Annotated in this window: 18 protein-coding genes; 9 read left to right on the forward strand and 9 right to left on the reverse strand. The window is 64.1% G+C overall.

The window, feature by feature from the left end; all coding sequences use genetic code 11:
* Positions 1-299: 299 nt before the first annotated feature.
* Positions 300-827: a glycine zipper 2TM domain-containing protein gene (locus AC1DSD_RS04665; RefSeq protein ID WP_478028748.1), complete on the reverse strand. Its 528-nt coding sequence runs from the start codon at positions 825-827 to the stop codon at positions 300-302.
* 134 nt (positions 828-961) lie between these two features.
* Here AC1DSD_RS04665 and AC1DSD_RS04670 point away from each other — a divergent pair, with 134 nt between their 5' ends.
* Together AC1DSD_RS04670 and AC1DSD_RS04675 are read left to right on the forward strand one after the other, a co-directional pair.
* A complete protein-coding gene (locus tag AC1DSD_RS04670) occupies positions 962-3,112 on the forward strand; it encodes a prolyl oligopeptidase family serine peptidase (RefSeq protein WP_478028749.1) in 2,151 nt (716 codons plus the stop codon).
* A 64-nt stretch (positions 3,113-3,176) separates the two neighbouring features.
* Positions 3,177-4,991, forward strand: a complete 1,815-nt coding sequence (locus AC1DSD_RS04675) for a flavin-containing monooxygenase (protein ID WP_478028750.1) — start codon at positions 3,177-3,179, stop codon at positions 4,989-4,991.
* A 96-nt stretch (positions 4,992-5,087) separates the two neighbouring features.
* Here the strand turns inward: AC1DSD_RS04675 and AC1DSD_RS04680 are convergent, their stop codons facing one another.
* Entirely contained in the window at positions 5,088-5,435 is a 348-nt protein-coding gene (locus tag AC1DSD_RS04680) for a hypothetical protein (protein WP_478028751.1), read from the reverse strand.
* 166 nt (positions 5,436-5,601) lie between these two features.
* Between AC1DSD_RS04680 and guaA the strand changes: the two genes are divergently transcribed.
* Complete coding sequence (gene guaA, locus AC1DSD_RS04685; protein WP_478028752.1) at positions 5,602-7,158, forward strand: glutamine-hydrolyzing GMP synthase; 1,557 nt, start codon at positions 5,602-5,604, stop codon at positions 7,156-7,158.
* Positions 7,159-7,192: 34 nt separating this feature from the next.
* Here the strand turns inward: guaA and AC1DSD_RS04690 are convergent, their stop codons facing one another.
* Positions 7,193-8,062, reverse strand: a complete 870-nt coding sequence (locus AC1DSD_RS04690) for a LysR substrate-binding domain-containing protein (RefSeq protein ID WP_478028753.1) — start codon at positions 8,060-8,062, stop codon at positions 7,193-7,195.
* A 95-nt stretch (positions 8,063-8,157) separates the two neighbouring features.
* Here AC1DSD_RS04690 and bla point away from each other — a divergent pair, with 95 nt between their 5' ends.
* Together bla and AC1DSD_RS04700 are read left to right on the forward strand one after the other, a co-directional pair.
* Positions 8,158-9,024: a subclass B3 metallo-beta-lactamase gene (gene bla, locus AC1DSD_RS04695; protein WP_478028754.1), complete on the forward strand. Its 867-nt coding sequence runs from the start codon at positions 8,158-8,160 to the stop codon at positions 9,022-9,024.
* A 284-nt stretch (positions 9,025-9,308) separates the two neighbouring features.
* Positions 9,309-10,085, forward strand: coding sequence for an alpha/beta fold hydrolase (locus AC1DSD_RS04700; RefSeq protein ID WP_478028755.1), 777 nt, complete (start codon positions 9,309-9,311; stop codon positions 10,083-10,085).
* Positions 10,086-10,166: 81 nt separating this feature from the next.
* Here AC1DSD_RS04700 and AC1DSD_RS04705 read toward each other — a convergent pair whose 3' ends face one another.
* On the reverse strand, positions 10,167-10,991 hold the full coding sequence (locus tag AC1DSD_RS04705; RefSeq protein ID WP_478028756.1) for an aldo/keto reductase: 825 nt from the start codon (positions 10,989-10,991) through the stop codon (positions 10,167-10,169).
* A gap of 86 nt (positions 10,992-11,077) precedes the next feature.
* Positions 11,078-11,911 (reverse strand): GDSL-type esterase/lipase family protein, encoded by an 834-nt coding sequence (locus tag AC1DSD_RS04710; protein ID WP_478028757.1) that lies wholly within the window; start codon positions 11,909-11,911, stop codon positions 11,078-11,080.
* A gap of 161 nt (positions 11,912-12,072) precedes the next feature.
* Here AC1DSD_RS04710 and AC1DSD_RS04715 point away from each other — a divergent pair, with 161 nt between their 5' ends.
* Both AC1DSD_RS04715 and AC1DSD_RS04720 read left to right on the forward strand, forming a co-directional pair.
* Positions 12,073-12,996 (forward strand): Gfo/Idh/MocA family protein, encoded by a 924-nt coding sequence (locus AC1DSD_RS04715; RefSeq protein WP_478028758.1) that lies wholly within the window; start codon positions 12,073-12,075, stop codon positions 12,994-12,996.
* Between the two features lie 39 nt (positions 12,997-13,035).
* Entirely contained in the window at positions 13,036-13,881 is an 846-nt protein-coding gene (locus tag AC1DSD_RS04720) for a ThuA domain-containing protein (protein ID WP_478028759.1), read from the forward strand.
* A 13-nt stretch (positions 13,882-13,894) separates the two neighbouring features.
* Here AC1DSD_RS04720 and AC1DSD_RS04725 read toward each other — a convergent pair whose 3' ends face one another.
* Complete coding sequence (locus tag AC1DSD_RS04725) at positions 13,895-15,181, reverse strand: sugar MFS transporter (RefSeq protein WP_478028760.1); 1,287 nt, start codon at positions 15,179-15,181, stop codon at positions 13,895-13,897.
* 178 nt (positions 15,182-15,359) lie between these two features.
* Here AC1DSD_RS04725 and AC1DSD_RS04730 point away from each other — a divergent pair, with 178 nt between their 5' ends.
* Positions 15,360-17,156, forward strand: a complete 1,797-nt coding sequence (locus AC1DSD_RS04730; RefSeq protein WP_478028761.1) for an IlvD/Edd family dehydratase — start codon at positions 15,360-15,362, stop codon at positions 17,154-17,156.
* 167 nt (positions 17,157-17,323) lie between these two features.
* On the opposite strand, the gene AC1DSD_RS04735 is transcribed toward AC1DSD_RS04730, so the two are convergent.
* Genes AC1DSD_RS04735 through AC1DSD_RS04745 form a run of 3 tightly spaced genes read right to left on the reverse strand, consistent with a single transcriptional unit; the run spans position 17,324 to position 20,628 of the window.
* Positions 17,324-18,037, reverse strand: a complete 714-nt coding sequence (locus AC1DSD_RS04735) for a FadR/GntR family transcriptional regulator (protein WP_478028762.1) — start codon at positions 18,035-18,037, stop codon at positions 17,324-17,326.
* Between the two features lie 42 nt (positions 18,038-18,079).
* Positions 18,080-19,051 carry an AraD1 family protein gene (araD1, locus tag AC1DSD_RS04740; RefSeq protein WP_478028763.1) on the reverse strand — a complete coding sequence of 324 codons (972 nt, stop codon included), beginning with the start codon at positions 19,049-19,051 and terminating at the stop codon, positions 18,080-18,082.
* Positions 19,048-20,628 carry an aldehyde dehydrogenase (NADP(+)) gene (locus tag AC1DSD_RS04745; protein WP_478028764.1) on the reverse strand — a complete coding sequence of 527 codons (1,581 nt, stop codon included), beginning with the start codon at positions 20,626-20,628 and terminating at the stop codon, positions 19,048-19,050. Before AC1DSD_RS04745 ends, araD1 begins: the two co-directional genes overlap by 4 nt.
* Before the next feature lie 228 nt (positions 20,629-20,856).
* On the opposite strand from AC1DSD_RS04745, the gene AC1DSD_RS04750 reads away from it, so the two are divergent.
* Entirely contained in the window at positions 20,857-23,553 is a 2,697-nt protein-coding gene (locus AC1DSD_RS04750; RefSeq protein ID WP_478028765.1) for a TonB-dependent receptor, read from the forward strand.
* Positions 23,554-23,632 lie beyond the last annotated feature (79 nt).

Raw genomic sequence — 23,632 nt, forward strand, 5'->3', positions numbered from 1 at the left:
CTCCGTCGCGTCGCTCGTCGGGCCGATCGTCTTTGTCTGGCATTTTCCGACTCCCCTCGTTTGGCGCCGACAAAACAGACCGGTCGACCTGTTTTGTCAATAGTGTTGGAGGCCGGGTATGGTGGGATCAGGATTCTTACCGGATAAAAAAAGGCCACGCTCGCCGAGGAGAGCGTGGCCTTTCTGATTCCGGCGGGGCGCGGAAGTAAATTCCGCGCCATCGGTCGGGCCGGGCTAACCGGCCCGCCGGCCGCGCTTTCGCCGTCTCGCAGGTTAGCGTGCGCTAACCTGCGTGCGGCTCAGCGGCACTTATACTCGCTGTTCGACTGGTCGACTTTCTTGCCTAGAAGCGCGCCCAGCGCGCCGCCGATCAGCGTACCCGCAACGCGGTTGCGGCCACCATCGATGACGTTGCCGACGATGCCGCCGGCAGCGCCGCCGATGATCAGGCCGGTCGTGCCGTCGGAGCGCTTGCAATAATAACGGCCGTCGGATCCGCGATAGACCTGGTCGTTCGAGCTCAGCGTGCGCTCCTGATAACGCGGATCGTCTCGATAATAACGCGAGGCGTCATAATCGGTCGAATATTGCCCGTCATTGGGACCATTGTAGCGAGGGTCGTTATAGCCGCCATTATTATAGCCGTAGCGGCGGTCGCGCCGCTGTGCCGCTTCGTAATCGGCACGCGCGCGATCGTAGATTGCGGTTTCGTTGTCATAGCGGCGCTGGGCGGCTTCCCAGCGGCGCTGCTCGGGCACACTTTGCGCCATTGCGGGGAGCGCGATCGACGACAACATGATCGCGGCGATCGGGAGGGAGCGGATCATTTTTTCTTCTCCTGGTTATGGACGGCAAAACGCATTCAAGCCGTTATGGGTCCGAAACGGCGCCATTTCCAGCCATTGAACGCGGTGTGCCGCCTGATACACAGGATGCCCCACGCTAGCTTGCGGAGCCCTGAATGCGCCATATCTTGCCGCTGACCATGATTGCGCTTGCCGCGCCCGCTCTTGCCCAGACGAGTTCCCCAAAAACCGATATGACCGCCATCACTTATCCCGCCACCGAGCGCGGCGACACCGTCGACGAACAATTCGGCGTCAAGGTCGCCGACCCCTATCGCTGGCTCGAAAACGACGTCCGCGTCGACCCCAAGGTCGCGGCCTGGGTCGAAGCCGAGAACAAGATCACCGACGCCTATCTGGCGACGCTTCCTGGCCGCGACGTGTTCAAGGATCGGCTCAAGAAGCTGATCGACTATGAGCGGTTCGGCCAGCCCGAGCGCAAGGGCGGGCGCTATTTCTACCTGCACAATAGCGGTCTGCAGAACCAGGCGGTGCTGTTCGTCCGTGATGGCGTCGATGGGCAGGGAAGGGTGCTGATGGACCCCAATGGCTGGTCGAAGGACGGCGCCACCGCGCTCGGCGAATGGGCCCCGAGCGAGGACGGCAAGAAGCTGGTCTATGCGATCCAGGACGGCGGCACCGACTGGCGCACGGTCAAGGTGCTCGACGTCGACACCGGCAAGGTGCTCGATGACGATGTCGAATGGGTCAAATTCTCCGGCCTGTCCTGGGCCAAGGACGGATCGGGCTTTTATTATTCGCGCTTTCCAGCGCCACCCGAAGGCAAGAAGTTCCAGTCGACCAACGAGAATCAGGCGGTCTATTTCCACAAGCTCGGCACGCCGCAATCGGCCGATGCCTTGGTTTATGCGACACCCGAGCACCCGAAATGGGGCCATGGCGCCAGCGTCACCGACGACGGCAAATGGCTGGTCATCTACACGACCGAGGGCACCGACAATCGCAATGACGTGACGGTCATCGACCTGACCGCGCCCAACCCGATGCCGCGCAAATTGTTCACCGGCATGGCCAATATGTGGGGCCTGATCGGCAATCAGGGCGGCAATTTCTACTGGCTGACCAACAAGGATGCGCCGCGCAACAAGGTAGTGATGACCAACCTTTACGCGCGTTCGGCCACCCCCCCCGAGGTCGAGGTCATCCCGCAGGACAAGGCCGTGCTCGACACGGCCAGCCTGATCGGCGGCAGGCTGATCGGCGAATATATGGTCGACGTGAAGAGCGAGGTCCGCCGCTTCACGCTCGACGGCAAGCCCGACGGAAAGGTCGCGCTGCCCGGCATCGGCGCTGCCGGCGGCTTCGGCGGCGAAGCCGACAATCCCGAGACCTTCTTCACCTTCACCAGCTACACCACACCGACGACGATCTACCGCTATGACGTCGCAACCGGCAAGGCGAGCGTCTGGGCGCAGCCGAAGGTGGCGTTCGATCCCGCTGGCTATGAGGTCAGCCAGGTCTTCTATCCGTCCAAGGACAAGACCACGGTGCCGATGTTCATCGTCCGCAAGAAGGGCGTGAGCGGCCCAGCGCCGACGCTGCTTTATGCTTATGGCGGGTTCAACATCTCGATGACCCCGGCCTTCTCGGCGACGCGGGTCGCCTGGCTCGAACAGGGCGGGGTGCTCGCGGTCGCCAATATCCGCGGCGGCGGCGAATATGGCAAGGCATGGCACGATGCCGGGCGGCTGGCCAACAAGCAGAATGTGTTCGACGATTTCATCGCCGCAGGCGAATATCTCAAGGCCAAGGGCTATACCGGCAAGGACCAGCTCGCGATCCAGGGTGGCTCGAATGGCGGCCTGCTGATCGGCGCGGTGGTCAACCAGCGGCCCGATCTGTTCGCCGCCGCTCTGCCCCAGGTCGGGGTGATGGACATGCTGCGCTTCGACCGCTTCACCGCCGGCCGCTATTGGGTCGACGATTACGGCTATCCGTCGAAGCAAACGGATTTCAAAACGCTCTACGCCTATTCGCCGTATCACAACATTCGCGCGGACAAGCCCTATCCGGCGGTCCTGGCAGCGACGGCAGATACTGATGACCGCGTCGTGCCGGGGCATACGTTCAAATACACCGCGATGCTCCAGTCGATGGATCTGGGGCCGAAGCCGCGTCTGGTCAGGATCGAAACCCGCGCTGGGCACGGCTCGGGCAAGCCAACCGACAAGATCATCGACGAGGCCGCGATTGACTGGGCGTTCATCGCCAAATGGACCGGCCTGGAGGTGAAGCCGATCAACTGAAACGAATGCACGGTCCGGCGTTTCCTTCTTGCGCCGGACCGTTTTTCAAAGATAGATTATGGTCATGAACGACCAGACCCCGCTCAAGAAGCCGATCGACAAGAAGGCGCTGCTCGCGAAATATATCGCCGAGCGCGACAAGCGCCTGCGCGACGACGGCAATGCCCAATATCTCAATCTCGAGGGCAATCTGGCGCATTATGCCGCCGATCCGCACACGCCGTTCATCGAGCGCGAGCCGGTCACCGATCACGTAACCTTCGCCTTTGTCGGCGGCGGGTTTGCCGGCCTGGTCACGGGCGCCCGGCTCGCGGAGGCGGGGATCAGCGACTTCCGCATCATCGAAAAAGGCGGAGACTTCGGCGGCACCTGGTATTGGAACCGCTATCCGGGCGCGCAATGCGACACGGCGTCGATGATCTACATCCCGCTGCTCGAAGAAACCGGGCACATGCCGACCGAGAAATACGCGCACGGCCCGGAAATTCTCGAGCAATGCCAGCGGATCGGTCGCCAATATCATCTCTACGACAAGGCGCTGTTCCACACCCAGATCCGCGAGGTCGCCTGGGACGCTGAGCGGTCGCTCTGGGTGATCACCACCGACCGCGACGATCGCTTCACCGCTAAATATGTCGGCATCGGCACCGGCCCGCTCCATGTCGCCAAACTGCCCGGCATTCCCGGTCTCACCAGCTTCAAGGGCAAGTCGTTCCACACCAGCCGGTGGGATTATGACTATACCGGCGGCGACGCCAAGGGCGCGCCGATGACCGGCCTGGCCGACAAGCGCGTCGCGATCATCGGCACCGGCGCGACCTCGGTCCAGGCAGTCCCGCACCTCGCGCGGGCGTGCAAGGAGCTCTACGTCGTCCAGCGCACGCCGTCCTCGGTCGACGTCCGCAACAACGTGCCGATCGACCCCGACTGGTTCGCGGGCATCGCCACGCCGGGGTGGCAACGCCGCTGGCTGGAGAATTTCACCGCCAACCAGACGCCGGGCAACATGATCGAGGAGGATTGGGTTCAGGACGGCTGGACCGATTTGTCGCGCCGCATCAAGGCGCGCGTGGCGACTCTGCCGCCCGACAAGCGCAGCCTGGCCGACATCATGTCGGTATGGGAGGATTCCGACTTCGAGAAGATGGAGGAAATCCGCGGTCGCGTCGACGCGATCGTCGAGGATAAGGAAACCTCAGCGAAGCTGAAAGCCTGGTACCGCCAGCTCTGCAAGCGCCCCTGCTTCCACGACGCCTACCTTCAGGCGTTCAACACGCCCGGTACTCACCTGATCGATACGGACGGGCAGGGGGTCGAGCGGATCGATGAGACCGGCTTCGTCGTTGCCGGCAAGCATTACGAGGTCGATTGCATCATCTATGCCTCCGGCTTCCATGTCGGCACCAATTTACAGAGCTCGCTCGGCTTCGACGTGGTCGGCCGCAACGGGGTGAAGCTGACCGACAGCTGGGCGCAGGGCATGCGCTCGAAACATGGCATCCACGTTCACGATTACCCCAACATGTTCGTGGTCACGCCGACCCAGGGCGCGAACCTGATCTCCAACGTTCCGCACAATCTGACCGAATCCGCGCGCGCGATCGCCGCCGTCGTTCGTCACGCGGAAGAGATCGGCGCCAAAGAGGTCGGAGTGACGCAGGAGGCGCAGGACGCCTGGGTCGATCTGTTGCTGACCGGACCGGGACAGACATTGCGCAACGCGCCCGACTGCACGCCCGGTTATTACAATAACGAAGGCAAGGATCCGGGGCCGGCAGCGGCGCTCGCGGTCGGTTATCCGCTCGGCGCTTTCGCTTATTTCCGATATCTCGACGACTGGACGCGGTCGGGCAAGTTTGAGGGCCTGACTTTCAACTGAGCGGCGGCCCGCCGCATCGTCGAACCGGCGACGGGCCATGTCGCGAAAAAAGTCGCTACCCGGCCTCCAGTGGAGGCCGGGTGCGCCCCCTCTAAATCAGCGCGAGGACATCTGGGGGAAACGTACCAGCGCGGCGCGCGCGACATTGCGCGACCAGATCGAATCGCCGGTCTTGGTTTCCATCATCTCGTTGTCGAGCGTCAGCGCACGGCGATAAGCAGCAGCGGCATCCGCAGTGCGGTCCGCGCGCAAATAGGCCTGGGCGAGCTCGATATAGGCACCGCCGTCCTTGGGCGCGATGCGGGTAAGCGCTTCGGCCGAACGAACATCGGAGTCGCGCGCCGTGACGAGCGCCGTGGTCTGGCCGTCATTCGAGGCCGCCGCTGCCGGAACTGCCGCCAGCGGCGACGCGACAAGCAACGAGAGGAGTACCGTCTTGATCATATCTGCATCCTTCCAAAACCACCGCTTGATCGCGATGTTACAGAATCATGACACATTTACGTAGCTTTTGTGAAACAAAAATTTCGCGGCTCGTCGCATCGGACCGAAAGCGGCCAATTCGCGCCGGTGAACTGGCATTCCGGGGGATCAGCCGCTATCGGGCGCCATGAACCAGCACAGCGACTCGATCCTCATCGTAGATTTCGGCAGTCAGGTGACGCAGCTCATCGCGCGCCGCGTGCGAGAGGCGGGGGTCTACTCCGAAATCGCACCCTTCCAGTCGGCAGCGGACGCCTTCACGCGGATGAAGCCACGCGGGATCATCCTATCGGGCAGCCCGGCCAGCGTGCTGGACGACGATAGCCCGCGCGTGCCGCAGTCGATCCTCGACAGCGGATTGCCGATCATGGGCATCTGTTACGGCCAGCAGGTGATGATGCATCAGCTGGGCGGCACCGTGGAACTGGGCGACAGCGGCGAGTTCGGCCGCGCCTTTATCGAGATCGACGACGGCTGCGAGCTGTTCGACGGCCTTTGGGCCGAAGGCGAGACGCACCAGGTGTGGATGAGCCATGGCGATAAAGTCACTGCGCTCGCTCCCGGCTTCCGCCCGGTTGCGGCCAGCGCCGGCGCGCCGTTCGCGGTGATCGCCGACGACACCCGGCGCTATTACGCGATGCAATTCCACCCGGAGGTTGTCCACACGCCCGATGGCGCGAGGCTGATTGCCAATTTCGCGCGCCATGTCTGCGGGCTGAGCGGCGACTGGACGATGGCCGAATTCCGTGCGGCCAAGATCGCCGAGATCCGCGCTCAGGTCGGTGACAAGCGGGTGATTTGCGGCCTGTCGGGCGGCGTCGACAGCGCGGTCGCGGCTGTCTTGATCCATGAAGCGATCGGTCACCAGCTGACCTGCGTGTTCGTCGACCACGGCCTGATGCGCTCTGGCGAGGCCGATCAGGTCGTCAGCCTGTTCCGCGGCCACTACAATATCCCGCTCGTCCATGTGAACGCCGAGACGTTGTTCCTGAGCGGGCTGGCGGGCGTCACCGATCCCGAGGCGAAGCGCAAGTTCATCGGCAAGACGTTCATCGACGTGTTCGAGGACGAAGCGAAAAAGGTCGGCGGCGCCGATTTCCTCGCGCAAGGCACGCTCTATCCCGACGTGATCGAAAGCGTATCGTTCACCGGCGGCCCCTCGGTGACGATCAAGAGCCATCACAATGTCGGCGGTCTGCCCGAGCGCATGAACATGAAGCTGGTCGAGCCGCTACGCGAATTGTTCAAGGACGAGGTGCGCGCGCTCGGCCGCGAACTCGGTTTGCCCGAGATTTTCGTCGGCCGCCATCCGTTCCCCGGACCCGGCCTCGCCATCCGCATCCCCGGTGAAGTAAGCAAGGAACGCTGCGACATCCTGCGCAAGGCCGATGCGATCTACCTCGAGGAAATCCGCAACGCCGGCCTCTACGATGCGATCTGGCAGGCGTTCGCGGTGCTGCTCCCGGTGCGCTCGGTCGGCGTGATGGGCGACGGCCGCACCTATGACAACGTGCTGGCGTTGCGTGCGGTGACCTCGGTCGACGGCATGACGGCCGACGCCTATCACTTCACCGGCGAATTCCTGTCGCGCGTCGCGACCCGGATCATCAACGAAGTCAGAGGCATCAACCGCGTCACCTACGATTATACCTCAAAGCCACCTGGGACGATCGAATGGGAGTGAGTTGCCCATTCTGGCCTTGTCAAAACTACGCGGATTACGTCGCGGCTTCGTCCAACAGCCAGTCACGAAAGATCCGCGTGGCCGCTCGGCTCTTGCGGGACAATAACCGCGTGAGCCAATAACGACCGGCATCGACCTCGACAGCGAAAGGCTGGACGAGACGGCCTGCAGCTATCTCTCGGGCGAACATGGTCCTCGGCGCAAGGGCGATGCCCAGACCGGTCATTGCCGCGCCAACCATGAGCGCGGAACTATCGAACAGAGGACCGCGCAACGTCGGGGGCGTCGCGCCTGCAGCCTCGAACCATCGGGTCCATTCGCTGGCGCGATAGGATCGCAACAGTCGTTCGCGGGTAAGGTCGGCCGGCACTTGCAGTCGCTGCGCCACGGCGGGTGAGCATAATGGGGTCAGCGGCGCCTCCAGCAGCGGCTCGGCATGCGTTCCATGCCAGGCGCCGTCCCCGAACCGGATCGCATAATCGAGCGCTTCGCCGGCAAGATCGACCCGATTGTTGTTGATCGACACGCGGAGTTCGATGTGCGGATGCGCCGCCGCGAAGCCGTCCAGCCTTTCGAGCAGCCAACCCGTCGCGAACGTGCCGACGACGCCGATGCTCAGCGCGTCCCGGAATCCTCCATCGGCATAGCGATCGAGCGTCGCTCCGATCCGATCGAACGTCTCTGCCAGCACCGGCACCAATGCGTGGCCGTCGTCGGTCAACGCCAATCCGCGCGGCAGCCGATCGAACAGGCGCGTCCCCAGTCGACGTTCGAGCTGCGCGACCTGATGGCTGACCGCCCCTTGGCTGACGCACAATTCGATCGCGGCGCGGGTAAAATTGAGATGGCGCGCCGCCGCCTCGAACGCGCGCAAGGCATTGAGCGGCAGTCGAGCGCGATCCATGCCTAATCATGAATTCAACTCATGGCTCTGTCCAGAGAAGATGCTTTGTCGTTCGTCCCGCCCGGCGGCATCACGGCGGCGAAGGAGAACAGGACATGCTCGTCAAACTCGCCGCTATCGTTGCCCTCGCTCTCGTGGGATCCGCCGCCGCAGCCGACCGTGACGATCCACTGACCCGACCGATCGCCCCGGAACGGGCCGCGGAATGGTTGGCTCCGCGTCCCCCCATCCGCATGTTCGGCAATAGCTATCTTGTGGGCTTTGGCGGGCTCAGCGTCGCATTGATCGATACTGGCGATGGCCTGATCCTCATCGATGGCGCGTTGCCACAGGCCGAGCCGACGATCCTCGCCAATGTCGCGACGCTCGGCTTCCGTCCTGGCGACATCAAATACATCCTCAGCACCGAGCCGCACTTCGATCACGCCGGCGGTATCGCGGCGCTGGCTCGCGATACCGGCGCAACGGTCGTCGCGAGCCCGCGCGGAGCAGAAGGTCTGCGATCCGGGCGCCTTGCCGACGACGATCCACAGCGCGGCTATGACGGCCGCTTTCCGGCGGTACCCTCGGTACGGATCATTCGCGATGGCGAAACGCTGCGGCTCGGCAACACGGTCGTTACCGCGCGCGCAACGCCGGGTCACACGATGGGCAGCATGAGCTGGACCTGGCGTTCGTGCCAGGCGCGGCAGTGCAAGTCGGTCGTTTTCGCCTCGAGCCTCAATCCGGTTTCGGCGGACGGCTACCGCTTCACCTCGCCTTCCGGCCGTCCCCTGGTTGCAGGCTTTCGCCGCAGCTATGCCGCGATGGCAGCGATGCGCTGCGATATTCTCATCACGGCGCATGCCGACCAATATGGCGCCAAGGAAAGATTTCAAACCGCGCCGGGAGCTTGCCGCGCCTATGCCCGCGCCGCCGAACGCGCGCTCGGTGCCCGAATGCGCAAGGAACGGGCGATGTGACCGAGGCGCGGCCGGCGCCAATCGCCAAAAGGCCGATGGCGCTTGCTGGATCGTCAGCCCGAAAGCGAACGCCATTTCGGCTAGGAATGCTAAACGTCATGGTCTCAGATCCCTATCGATCGTCTCTGTAGTTCCTTTGCCTGGGGCGGAAATTCATCCAGCCAATTCGATAGCGGCGGTTTGCTGGCGGTTCCGGAGAAGGTATAGTCGATTCAGGCGGCGGTGATCGTCTCGCATCGCTCTCCTGCCGGACCACGGACGCCGGCCGAGAAGGAGTAACCGACATGATGAACAGGCGAACCTTCTCTGCCAGCTTAGCCACCGGCGCCGCCGTCTCGCTGGTTGCCGCCCGCGGCATGGCCGCGATTCCGGTCCCGACGAAGGCGCGCAATGTCGTCCTCGTCCATGGGCTCTTCGCCGACGGCTCATGCTGGTCCGAGGTGATCGCGCGCCTGCAGGCGGCTGGGCTCAACGCCACGTCCGTGCAGAATCCCCTGACGACGCTGCCAGAAGCCGTCGCATCGGCACAGCGCGTGCTGGACCGGCAGGACGGCCCGACCGTGCTCGTCGGGCATTCATTCTCCGGAATGATCGTCACGGAAGCCGGCGTTCATCCCAACGTCTCGGCTCTCGTCTATGTGGCGGCGCGGGCCCCCGATGCCGGTGAGGACTATACGGCCCTGGCGAAGACCTATCCGACGCCCCCGGCGTCCGCGGGGATCGTTTATGACGGCGATGAGGGGCGTCTCAGCGAAACGGCGTTCCTGCGCGATTTCGCGGGCGATCTGCCGAAGGAAAAGGCGAGGGTGCTCTATGCTGTCCAGCAGCCGTTCCAAAAGACCCTGCTGACGGGAAAGACCGCGCACGCGGCCTGGCGGTCGAAACCGAGCTTCTATGCCGTTTCGACGCAAGACCGGACGATCAACCCCGATCTCGAACGCTTCATGGCCAAGCGCATGGGCGCCAAGACCATCGAAGTGAAAGCAAGTCACCTCTCGTTGATTTCTCATCCGGGCGAGATCACTCAACTCATCCTGGAAGCCGCCGGACAACGCGGATAACCGGGCGCGAGAGACATCTGCTGACCCAGGCGATGAGCGCGGCCTTCGCCTTCTCTCGATCGGCGGAGCCGACCGGCAGGGTCACTCGAACGTCAGCGGGTCGGGTCCCATCCGTCCTTCAGGGTCGTCGAGCGTCGCGATCTTCGCCATGTCATCAGCGTCAAGCGTGAAGGTCAGGATGTCGTGATTCTCGCGCATGCGCTCCTCGTTGACGGTCTTGGGTATGACGATCAGGTCGTTCTGCACATGCCAGCGCAGGATAATCTGTGCGACGGTACGGTCGTGCTTCTCCGCCAGCGCCGCGAGCACGGCATTGCCGAGTAGTTCGCCCTGCCCCAATGGGCTCCAGGATTGAACGGCGACCTTTCGTTTCGCATTCTCCGCGCGTGCCGACACCTGCTGAAAGGCTGGGTGGCATTCGATCTGATTGACGACGGGCACGACGCCGGTCGTTTCGATCAGCCGATCGATCTGGTCAGGCATGAAGTTCGAGACGCCGATGGCGCGCGCGCGGCCTTCCTCGCGAAGCTGAATCAGCGTCTCCCACGATTCGACGTAGCGATCGCGCACGGGCACCGACCAGTGGATCAGATAAAGGTCGACATAATCCAGCTTCAGCAGATCGAGGCTGGTGTTGAACGCGGCTCGCGCGGATTCCCTGCCCTGGTCGGTGTTCCACAATTTGGTCGTGATAAAGACGTCCTCGCGCGGCACGCCGCTGGTTCGCAAGCCCTCTCCGACGCCTGCTTCGTTGCGATAGATCATCGCGGTATCGATGTGGCGGTATCCGATGCCGAGCGCCGTTTCGACCATCTTTGCCGTACGGTCTGCCGCAGCTTGATAGGTGCCGAGGCCGATCTGGGGAATTTTGCTGCCGTCATTCAGGGTGATGAAGGGCTGAGGCATGTCCGACTCCGATAGGGTGCCGGCGATATAGAAGCGCCTCGTCGAATCGTATAGTATGATTAATGACAGCGGGGAGTTATGTTGTGTCAGCGAACGGCGCGGGCGAAGGCCTTCTCCGCCAGCGGCTCCATGATCGCATAACCGGCGGCGGTCGGGTGGATGCCATCGGCCGAATTGGCCGACGATAGTCCGTGTGTGCCGTCGTCGAGCGCCGCATTATAATCGACGAAGCTGAAGCCCTCGCGTGCCGTATAGGCCCGAAGCCATGCGTTGAGCGACGCGATGTCCGCGGCCGGATCGTGCCCCGGCCGGCCGCCGAGCGTGCGTGCGGGAAGGACCGCGCCGAGCACAACCTTGATTTTGTGCACACGCGCAAGCTCGGCCATCGAAGCGAGATTGCCTTCGATTTCGGACAGGCTGGTCGGGCCGGTCGCGCCGGCGAGATCGTTGATCCCGGCCAGGATATGCACGACGGCGGGATGGAGCTCGATCACGTCGGCGCGAAACCGGCCGATCATCTGCCGCGTGGTTTGCCCTCCGATACCGCGGTCCACCCGATCGCCGGCAAAGAAGCCCGGGCGCAGTGTAAGCCACCGCTCGGTGATCGAGTCGCCGAAGAAGACGATGCGGCGTTTCGTCGCGGGCGGCAGAGCAGCGTTGGCGGTCCGGTATCGGCAGACATTCGGAAAATCGACCGCGAACAGCTTCTGCTGCCAGGCGACATAAGCGGCGCCCACCTCGGGAGCGGGTGGAGTCGGTTTGCGTCCGGCAGCGCGGGCGGCGTCGGCGGAAGCCTGATAGGCCGTCACTTCCGGGGGCATCGCCGGATCCGCGGCGCAAACATCCGGCTCGTCGCGCGAATGAGCCGCAACTGGCGCGAGAAGCAAGACGATCAGCGAGGCGAGGGTGCGGATGCGCATGGCGGTTCTACCTAGACTGCGGACGTCGCTATGCATCGATTCCCGCGGCACGTGTGCTCCCGCTTGGCCTTCAAGATCGGCGCCCAACTGATACGTGGTTGCTAGCAGGCCGGCCGGCCGATAGGAATATGTATGAGTATTTATTTGGGCATGGAGTGGGCATGAAGAAGTTGCGGATCGGACTGGTTGGCCTCGGCAAGATCGCGCGGGATCAGCATCTGCCGGCGCTCGCCGCGAACGCGGACTACGATCTTGTCGCGATCGCCAGCCGCAACGCGACACTCGATGGCGTTGCCAACTTCCCGACGATCGACGCGATGCTCGGCGGCGATGTCGCACTGGATGCCGTATCGCTCTGCACGCCGCCTCGTGGCCGCTTCGATCAGGCGCGCATGGCGATCGAGGCGGGGTTGCATGTCATGATGGAGAAGCCGCCGGCGGCGACGGTATCCGAAGCGGTTGCGCTGGCCGAACTGGCCCAAGCGAAAGGCGTGGTGCTGTTCGCCACATGGCATTCGCGCGAAGCGGCGGGGGTCGAGCCGGCGCGCGCCTGGCTCGCCGGGCGACGGATCGATGCGGTCCGAATCGCGTGGCGCGAGGATATCCGCCGCTGGCATCCGGGCCAGGATTGGATATTGGAGGCGGGTGGGTTCGGCGTGTTCGATCCCGGGATCAATGCCCTGTCGATCGCGACCAGGATCCTGCCCGAGCCCTGGCGGGTGGACACCGCGACGATCACCGTTCCTGCTGGCCGACAGGGGGCACTCAAGGCGACGCTCGGGATGTTGACAGGCGCCGTGCCGGTGTCGGCCGAATTCGATTTCCTGCAGACCGGCCCACAGACTTGGGACATCGAGGTCGATACCGATGCCGGTACGATGGTGCTGTCGATGGGCGGTTCGATCCTCCGCCTTCCCGGAGAGCCGCCGCGCGAAGCTGCGGACGCCGAATATCCCGGTCTCTATCGGCGCTTCGCGGAGCTGGTTGCGACCGGGAAAAGCGATGTCGACTTACGGCCGCTTCAGCTCGTGGCGGACGCGTTCCTGATCGCGGAACGTACGACCGGGGATGCGTTCGAGTGGTGATCGTCTGCGGACAACCGGAAAAAACGGGGGAGTGAGGCCATGATATTGCGTGCTGCGCTGGTGTTCGCGATCGCCCTCCAGGCCACAAGTCCGGCGCCCGTCGCGCCGCCGCCGCGCGATCCGCGCAATTGGCCGACGCCGGTCATGGACACCCTCCCGCCGCCGATCCCGGCAATGCGCAAGGGCGCGGTGCTGGTGCTCTCCAAGACCAACGGCTTCCGCGATCCCGATCAGATCGCCGCCGCGAAGACGGTGCTCGTCGGGCTCGTCCGCAAACAGCATCGCGACGTATTCGAGACCGAGAATGCTGCCGTGATGAACCCGCGCGACCTCGCGCGTTTCGCAGTGGTCGTGCTCAGCAGCACCAGCGGGACGATCTTCGACGATAATCAGCGTGCGGCGTTCAAGACATGGGTCGAAAAGGGCGGCGGTGTGGTGCTGCTCCACGGCGCTGGCGGCGACCCGCAATATGACTGGAGCTGGTACCCGACCACGTTGATCGGTGCGCAGTTCATCGGTCATACCGGCCGGCCCAAGCAGTTCCAGCAGGGGACGATCGACGTGATCGACCGCAGCAACCCGGCGACGCGCGACCTGCCGGCGAAATGGGTGCGGACCGAGGAATGGTATTCGTTCGATCGGGTGCCGACCGGCAATGATACCCACATCCTCGCGACGCTCGACGAGAGCAGCTACGAACCGTTTCCCGAGCGCGTGCGGATGGGCAAGCTCCATCCGCTGATCTGGACGCGCTGCGTCGGTCGCGGGCGAGTGTTCTTCTCGGCACTCGGCCACAAGGCGGAGACCTATTCGGAACCGCTCCACCAGAAGATGATCAGCGGCGCGATCCGCTGGGCCGCGCGTGCGGAAGGGGTAGGCTGCTGATTCTGCCCGGCCGTCACGCCGGGTTGGTCACCTTGCAGCCCCACAGCGCGTAATACAGCACATACATCTCGCACAAAGCCGTGACGATGAAGGCGAGCTGGATGCCGAAATTGTCGGCGACGCTGCCCTGGATGAAGACCAGCGCACCGCCGGCGATCGACATGATCAGCAATCCAGATCCTTCCTCGGTCAGTGGTCCCAGGCCGCGGATCGCAAGCGCGAAGATCGTCGGGAACATGATCGAGTGGAACAGGCCGACGGCGATCAGCGCATACATCGCCGTCGGGCCAGGCACGAAGGTAGCGATGAGCGCCGACACCAGCGCCCCGATGGCGAACAATGCGAGCACCTTCTCCGGCGCGAAATAGCGCATGATCCACGCACCGGCGAAGCGGCCGACCATCATCCCGCCCCATACGAAGGTCAGGTAGAAGGCGGCCTGCTCATGGGTGATGTTGGCGATATGGGGCTGCGACGCGAAGTTGATGAACAGGTTGCCGACGCCGATCTCCGCCAGCACGTAGAGAAAGATCGCGCCGCAGCCGAGAATCAGGTTGCGGTGCTTCCACAGCGACAGATGCTTGCGCTCCTCGGCATTGGCACGCTGCGTCGCCGCGCCCAGCGCGGGCAGCTTGGCGCGGGCGATGACGACGGTCAGCACCGCGAGCACGATCGCGACGATCAGATACGGCAATTCGGTCGCCTGCGCGTCGGCCATGCGTTGCGCGTGGCTCAGCTGGACGCCCTCCGCCGAGGTCCCGGCAGTGGTGCGGGCGAGGATCAGATACCGGCCGAACACGATCGCCAGCACGTCGCCGGTGGTGTTGAACGCCTGGACCAGGGTGAGCCGCGACTCCGCGGTCTGGGGCGAGCCGATCACCGCGACATAAGGATTGGCGGCGACCTGGAGCAATGCGATTCCGCACGACACGATGAATAGGGAGGCGAGCGTGACACCATAGGAAGGCAGACTGGCCGCCAGGATCATCCCCAGCGACCCCACCGTCATCACCGCGAGCCCGATCGTCAGCGCCTTTTGATAGCCGATCCGCTCGATCAGCTTGGCCGCCGGAATCGAAGCGACGAGATAGCCTACGAACCAGGTCGATTCGATCAGGGTGGTCTGCAGGTAGTTGAGCTCGAACACGCTCTTCAGGTGCGGCAGCAACGTATTGTTGATGACCGTGATGAACCCCCACATGAAGAAGAGGCTGGCGAGCAAGGCGAGCGCCGGCCCGTACCTGCCGCCGCTCGGCATTTCGACCTGCTGACGCGGGGTAGTTGCCGCGGGACCTGCCATCTTCCTCTTCCTTTGTACGACCGCAAAGCTTGTGCCTTGGCTAATTGTCTGATTATATATCGCTCGTGCCGCGGTCAATCCGGTCGGTATCGAAAGGAGGGGCGGCATGCATAATGTATTGATATTCATGAAATTCGCGCCCGCCTCGCGCCTCGTCCAATTTCCCCTGGAGCCCTGAATGCCCTCCGACAACATGCCCAAGCTCCGCAGCCGCGCCTGGTTCGACAACCCCGACAATGTCGACATGACCGCGCTGTATCTCGAGCGGTACCTGAATTTCGGCCTCAGTCTCGAGGAGTTGCAATCGGGCAAGCCGATCATCGGCATTGCCCAGACCGGATCCGACCTCAGTCCCTGCAACCGCCATCATCTCGTGCTCGCCGAGCGCGTGCGCGAAGGGATACGCGAGGCGGGCGGCATCGCGCTCGAATTCCCGGTCCACCCGATCCAGGAAACCGGCAAGCGCCCCACCGCCGGGCTCGACCGCAACCTGTCCTATCTCAGCCTGGTCGAGACGCTCTACGGCTATCCGATCGACGGCGTCGTACTGACGATCGGCTGCGACAAGACGACGCCCGCCTGTCTGATGGCGGCGGCGACGGTGAACATTCCGGCGATCGCCTTGTCGGTCGGGCCGATGCTCAACGGCTGGCACAAGGGCGAGCGGACCGGCTCGGGCACGATCGTCTGGAAAGCGCGGCAGCTGCTCGCGGCAGGCGAGATCGACGATGCCGAGTTCATCCGCCTCGTCGCCTCATCGGCGCCCTCGACCGGTTATTGCAACACGATGGGCACCGCGACGACGATGAACTCGCTGGCCGAGGCACTCGGCATGTCGCTGCCCGGATCGGCGGCGATCCCGGCCCCGTATCGCGACCGCCAGGAAGTCGCCTATCGCACCGGCAAGCGCGTCGTCGAGATGGTCGCGGAGGATCTCAAACCGTCGGATATCCTTACCAAGGAGGCGTTCCTCAACGCCATCGCGGTCAATTCGGCGATCGGCGGATCGACCAACGCGCCGATTCACCTGACCGCGATCGCGCGCCATATCGGCGTCGAAGTGCCGCTAAAAACCTGGCAGGACCATGGCCACGCCATCCCGTTGCTGGTTAATCTCCAGCCTGCCGGCGAATATCTGGGCGAGGATTATTACCGTGCGGGCGGCGTTCCCGCGGTGGTCGCGCAATTGATCCAGCACGGCTTGATCGCGGAGGAGGCGATGACCGCCAACGGCCGCACGATGGGCGACAATTGCCGCGATGCCGCGATCGAAGACGAGAAGGTCATTCGCCGGTTCGACGATCCGCTGATGCAAGACGCCGGCTTCGTCGTCCTGTCGGGCAATCTGTTCGACAGCGCGATCATGAAGACCAGCGTGATCTCGCCCGAATTCCGCGAGCGCTATCTCTCGAACCCCGACGATCCCGAAGCATTCGAGGGGCCGGTCGTGGTGTTCGACGGGCCGGAGGATTATCATGCGCGGATCGACGATCCCGCCTCCAACATCACCTCCGGAACCCTGCTGGTGATGCGTGGCGCCGGGCCGATCGGCTATCCGGGCGCGGCCGAGGTGGTGAACATGCGGCCGCCTGCGCACCTGATCCTCGACGGAGTCCATGCCTTGCCGTGCATCGGCGATGGCCGCCAATCCGGCACGAGCGGCAGTCCTTCGATCCTCAATGCCTCGCCCGAGGCCGCGGCGGGCGGTGCGCTGGCGCTGCTCCGGACCGGCGATCGCGTGCGCATCGATCTCAAGCGCGGTACTGCCGATGTGTTGATCGACGAGGCCGAGCTTGCCGAGCGGCGGCGCGCATTGGAGGCGGCGGGGGGCTATCGCTATCCCGCGTCGCAGACCCCGTGGCAGGAGATCCAGCGCGCGGTGGTGGGCCAGCTCGGCAGCGGCGCCATCCTCGAAGGGGCGGAGGCCTATCAGCGCATCGCCCAGACCAAGGGCCTGCCGCGCGACAATCACTGACACTCCAATTTCCCCTCCCTTTGAGGGAGGGGATTAAGGGGTGGGTGAGTATCGGGCGAGGCTCGATGCCCCGTCCGATGCTGTTTTGTCGATAGGTTATTGAGTCTTTTGGGCGCGCAGACGCGCGCACCCACCCCGACCCCTCCCTTGCAGGGAGGGGCGCTTTGTTACTCCCCCCCCGGCAATTCCATATCTGTCAGCGCTAGTCGCAGCAGGTCGGTCATCGCGCGCCGCGCGCCATCTTTATCCTTCGCTTCGATCGCCGCATGGACGCGGCGATGATCGGGGAGCGGGTCACGCGGCAGGCTGCGGCGGCGCTGCTTGAACTTGGTGGTCCAGCTCACCGCCGCGCCGACCGTGCTGGCCAGCGCGGTCAGCGGCTCGTTGCGCGCGGCGGCCAGGATGGCGCGGTGGAAACGCTGGTCGGCGGCGCGCCCGCGTTCGTCGGCCAGGCCGAACGCCTGCATGCCGTTGAGCGCCTCGGCCATTTCGGCCAAGTCGTGGTCACTGCGCCGTTGCGCCGCGAAGGCGGCGGCGGCGGGCTCGATCACTTCGCGCAGCTCGAACAAATCGACGATGAACTGGGGGTCGGGCTCGCCCTCGAACGTCCAGGCCAGGATATCCGGATCGAGCAGGTTCCAGCGGTTGCGTGACGTGATTCGCGTCCCTGCCTTGGGCCGGCTTTCGACCAATCCCTTGGCGGCCAGGATACGGATCGCCTCGCGATAAGCGGTCCGCGAGATGCCGAGATCCTCGCTCGCCTCGATCTCGCCGTCCAATATGTCACCGGGCTTGCGGATGCCGCCGACGATTTCGATGCCGAGCTTGCGCGCGATCGTACCATGGATGCGTGGCGCGGGAGGGGGGCGGTCGTCATCCATCGACCGTGCCAGCCTATGCGGTCGTGATCCCGGTGACAATGCTCACAAGCTGCGCACCGCCACCGGAATTGGGTCCTCCTGCGCGAGCGGGTTGCGCGCCGGCAGCGTAAAGGGCGGTGCTTCGACCTCGAACACGTCGCCCGGCTCGGTCTTCACCCCGTCGCTGAACGACAGCGTCGCGGTGCCGAAGAAGTGGACGTGCAGATCGCCAGGGCGGCGAAAACCGGCATATTTGAAATGATGGTGCTCGAGATTGGCGATGCTGTGCGACATGTTCGCCTCGCCTGAGACGAACGGCTTCTCCCAGATCACTGCGCCGTCGCGCAGGATGCGGCTGGTGCCGCGCACATCTTGGGGCAGCTCGCCGAGCAGCAATTCCGGGCCGAGCGCGGCAGCGCGCAACTTCGAATGCGCGAGCCAGAGGTAATTGCCGCGCTCGGTGACATGGTCGGAGAATTCGTTGCCCAGCGCGAAGCCGATCCTGACCGGTGCGCCGTCCGATGCGATCAGATAGATCCCGGCGATCTCGGGTTCCTCGCCGCCATCGAGCGCGAAATCGGGCATGGCGAGCGGCGCATCGGGCGCGGCCAGGATCGCGCCGTCGCCCTTGTAGAACCATTCGGGCTGAACGCCGATCGCGCCGGTCTCGGGCTTGCCGCCTTCGACACCCATCAGGAACATCTTCATCGAATCGGTCGGTGCCGGATTCTCGATCGCCGCGCGGTGCATCTTGTCGCGCCCCTCGGCCGAGCCGAGATGAGTGAGGCCAGTGCCGCTGACCAGCAGGTGCGCAGGGTCGGCATGGTCGATCGGACAGAGCAGGGTGACGCCCGCAAGATCGACCGCCTCCCCCAGCCGCGCGCCCGCGAGTTCGGCGAGCGACACGCCGGCCGCCATTGCTTCGTTCGCCAGCGCTAGAGTCGTCGTCGCACCGGTCACGCGGCGCGCCCCGTCGTCATCCAAAGCCGCGACGCCGCGCGCACCATCGTCGAATTGGATCAGGGAACGGATCATTTCGGCGACTCCTCACGCTGGCCGTCGATGCGGCGGGCGATCCCCCATTCATTCGCGTCGCCAATCGCGGCGGGGATCAGGCCGGCCGGCAGATTCTGGAAGCAGACCGGACGCAGGAAGCGCTCGATCGCCTTGCTGCCGACCGACGTGGTGCGGCTGTCGCTGGTTGCGGGGAAGGGCCCGCCATGGACCATGGCATGCGCGACCTCGACTCCGGTCGGCCAGCCGTTGGCCAGGATGCGGCCGACCCGGCGGGCCAGCAGCGGCAGGATTTCCGCTGCAGCGGATTCGTCGGCCGGATCGATCTGGATCGTCGCGGTCAATTGTCCTTCGAGCCCGGTAACGACTTTCGCCAGCTCGGCAGTGTCGCGGCATCGCACGACGATCGAGGACGCGCCGAACACCTCGTTGCCCAGCGCTGAATCGGCGAGGAACTGCTCGGCGCTCGTCTCGAACAGCGCGCCCACTGCCTGGTTGGCGCCGTCGCAGGCGCACCCTCGCGCGACGGTGCGGACGGCGTCATGTCCGGCGAGCGCGCCGACACCCTTCTCGAACGCGGCGTGGATGCCCGGAGTGAGCATGGTCGAGGACTTGCTGCCTTCGAGCACCCGGCCCGCGGCCGCGACGAATGCGTCGAGATCGGGACTGTCGAGCCCGATGATCAAGCCCGGATTGGTGCAGAACTGCCCAGCACCCATCGTCAGCGAGGCGACGAACGCCTCCGCCAGCGCCGGGCCGCGCGCGGCGAGCGCGGCGGGGAACAGGATGACGGGGTTGATGCTCGACATCTCCGCATAGACGGGGATCGGCTCGGCGCGCGCGGCCGCGATTCGCACCAGCGCGAGCCCGCCGCCGCGCGATCCGGTGAAACCGACTGCCTTGATCCGCGGATCCGCGACCAGCGCCCCACCGAGCGCGTTGGTCTCGCCGGGAAGGTAGGAGAAGACGCCCGCTGGCAGGCCGCTCGACGCCACCGCCGCGGCGATCGCGCGCGCCACCAGCTCGCCGGTGCCGGGATGCGCAGGATGGCCCTTCACGACCACTGGACACCCCGCCGCCAATGCCGAGGCGGTGTCACCGCCGGCAACCGAAAAGGCGAGCGGGAAGTTCGACGCGCCGAATACGGCAACCGGCCCTAGCGGCAGGTTCATCCGCCGAAGATCGGGGCGCGGCAGCGGTTGACGGTCGGGAAGAGTCGGATCGATCGTAGCGTCAAGCCAGTCGCCTTGGCGGACGACGGACGCGAACAGGCGAAGCTGCCCGACGGTCCGCGCGCGCTCGCCTTCGAGCCGGGCACGAGGCAGGCCGCTCTCCTGCATCGCGCGAACGATCAATTCATCGCCGATGTCGAGGATCGCCTGCGCCGCGGCATCGAGGAACGCGGCGCGCCTTTCGGGTGTGATCGCCGCATAGGCGGGAAAGGCTGCCTCGGCCAGCGCGCAGGCCGCGTCCACCGCCCCGGCTCCGGCAGAGGAGAAATCGGGCCGCAGAGCCTCACCGGTCGCGGGGTCGACCGAGGTGAAGCGGGTATCGGACTGGCGCGCCTCTGCACCGATCAGGATGGAACCGTCTATCAAGAAATGTCTCCAATAACTCAGACATAATTAGCCCGCTTAGTCTGTCGCTTCAACCCCATCGACGTTCCTCCGAATTTCGCAATTTATCAGCATGATAAATCATGATTTCTTCCCGAGATGGCCGCCCTTTGATCAGGATTGACAAGCATATAATCATACAATATCACGATAATTAGTACTATAAATCAAGCATGGCAGATAAGCCGAAACCGCCTTGGGAGGAGAGGAATGAACTATTCCGGTCAGATTCGTTGCGGAGTCGCGCTTGGCGCGATGATCATCGGCCTCACCGCCGGCGCGGCGCATGCGCAGGACGCGGGCACGCCTGCGCCCCAGGCGGCCGATCCGGCACCGCAGACTGCCGACGGTTCGGCCCCGGCGGAGATCGTCGTCACCGGCGTCCGTGCGTCGATCGCCAGTGCGGCAGATCGCAAGCGCACTGCCTCGCAGATCGTCGATTCGATTGTCGCCGAGGATATCGGCAAGCTTCCCGACAACAACGCCACCGAGGCGCTGCAGCGTATTACCGGCGTCCAGGTGTCGCGTGACGTGGGCGAGGGCAGCTCGATCGCCATTCGCGGCCTTCCCCAGGTCGAAACCACGCTCAACGGGCGTGAGACCTTCACCGCCGGCGGCGGCCGCACCTTCAACCTGCAAGATCTCCCGGCCGAACTGATCAGCCGGATCGACGTCTACAAGTCGCCGAGCCCCGACCTGATCGAAGGCGGCCTGGGCGGCTTGGTCGATATCCGGACGCGGCGACCGCTGGACCTCCCCGGTTTCTCGGCGAGCGCGACCCTGCGGAATTTCTATGGCGATCTGATCGGCAAATCGAAGCCGTCCACTTCGGTCCTGCTCAGCGACCGCTGGCACACGGGCATTGGCGAGATGGGGGCGATGATCAGCGTCTCGTACCAATTGCGACCGTATCGTCAGGACCTCGATTCGACCGGCGCACCGGGATCGCGGCTGAACGTCATTGCCGGGCAGCAGGTGTTTGCGCCGAACGGCAACAACCAGGTGCTGATTACCGGCGAACGCGAACGTATCGGCGCCAATGCGGCTTTCCAGTGGCGGCCGGCGCCCAACCTCGAATTCCTGATCGAGGGCCAATATCAACGCTTCAAGGCAACGCAGCAGCAATATAACGCGCTGTTCCAGAGCGCCGGTACCGCAGTCGTGCCGGGCAGCGCCACGACCTTTCCGGGCACGCAGGACATTTCTCAGGTCACCTATGCCAATCAGTCGCTGACCGCCGGCAGCACCGAGCGCGACTTCGCGGACGAGAACAGGTCCATCTCGCTCAATGGCAAATGGACCAGCGGACAATTCACGCTGACCGCGGACGGCACCTATACCAAGTCGACCAACGATCTCTGGTATACCGAGCTCGACTTGATCACCACGGTGCCCACCATCACGCAGCAATTGGGGACCAATCCACCGTCGTCATCGACGGGAGCGTACGACCTCTCCGACCTCAGCAAGTACAAGGTCGGCAACCTGACGCGGAACGAGAATCACTATTCCGGGCATGAGGCGGCCGCGCAACTGGATGGCGAATACAAGGTCGATAGCTGGCTGAGTTCGATCAAGTTCGGGGTCCGGTATTCGGACCGCACGATCGCGCAGAACAACCCGCTTCGTTATACCGGCAAGACGCCGAACACGAACCCGGCAGCGTATCCGGGGCTGTTCCAGGCCAATGGCTATGGCGACTTCTACGACAAGACCGCTGCCGGCCTCGATTTCCAGCGCAACTATCCCTACGCCGTGGTCGGCCAGCTGGCGAACAACTTCCAGGGTGTCCTGAGCCAGCTCGGTCTGACGGGCGCGCTTGCTCCATCGGTCACATCGGTCAATTCGCAACTTGCCGCGTTCAATGCCGACGAGTCCGTCTGGGCCGGTTATGCGATGGCGAGCCTCAAATTCGGTCCGGTCGATGGCAATATCGGCGTCCGATATGTCCGGACCAAGGACACGATCGTCGGCAATCAGCTGAAAACGACCACGCTTCCGGGTGGCGGACTGACCCCGGTCGTGCCCAATGTCGTCGAGCCGGTCTCGGTCCACAACAGCTATGACGATTGGCTGCCCAGCGCGAACTTCCGCATCCACCTGACGGACAAGCTCCAGCTCCGTTTGGCCGCATCGAAAACGCTCACCCGTCCCGACTTCAGCCAGCTCTCGCCAGCGCTTACCGTGGTGCCGGGCCAGCTCGCCGCCAGCCAGGGCAATCCCAATTTGAGCCCGATCAAGGCGAACAACGCCGACATCTCGCTCGAATGGTATTTCAACAAGACCGGATCGGTCTACGCCGCCGGCTTCTACAAGGACGTCCAGGGCTTCATCTTCACGCGCCAGACGACGGGTGTGACGATCGGCGGGTTGACGGGCTATACGCTGTCGGCACCGGAGAATTCCGGCGACGGCAAGGTCAAGGGCTTCGAGGTCGGCTATCAGCAGTTCTTCGACTTCCTGCCGGGTTTCCTGTCGGGCCTGGGGATGCAGGCGAATTTCACTTATGCCGACAGCAAGGCGCCGACGTCGCTGGTCGGTTTCTCGGCACCTCTGACTCAGTTGTCGAAGACGAGCTACAACATCGTCGGCATCTACGAGAAGAACGGCGTATCGCTGCGCGTCGCATACAACTACCGCTCGAAATTCCTGTCGAGCATTCTGGGCGGTGCCTATACGGACGCGGCCGGCGGGCTTCACACCTTCACCTGGCCCGTTTACACCAAGGGCTATGGTTGGCTCGACGCGTCGTTCAACATCGACGTGACCAAGCACTTCACGCTGTCGTTCGATGCGCAGAACCTGCTGCGCACGCAGATTCAGCAATATTATCAGGTCCAGACCCGGCCCGGGCAGTTCACGATCGACGATCGACAGTTCATGATCGGCGTCCGCCTGAAATACTGATCCGACGAGAATACCCCATCCGGCCGGATGCTCTGCTCAAGGGGGAGCTGAAGATCCGGCCGGTACTTCCCCTGAACCT

The organism is Sphingomonas sp. P4_D12 (assembly GCF_056401895.1).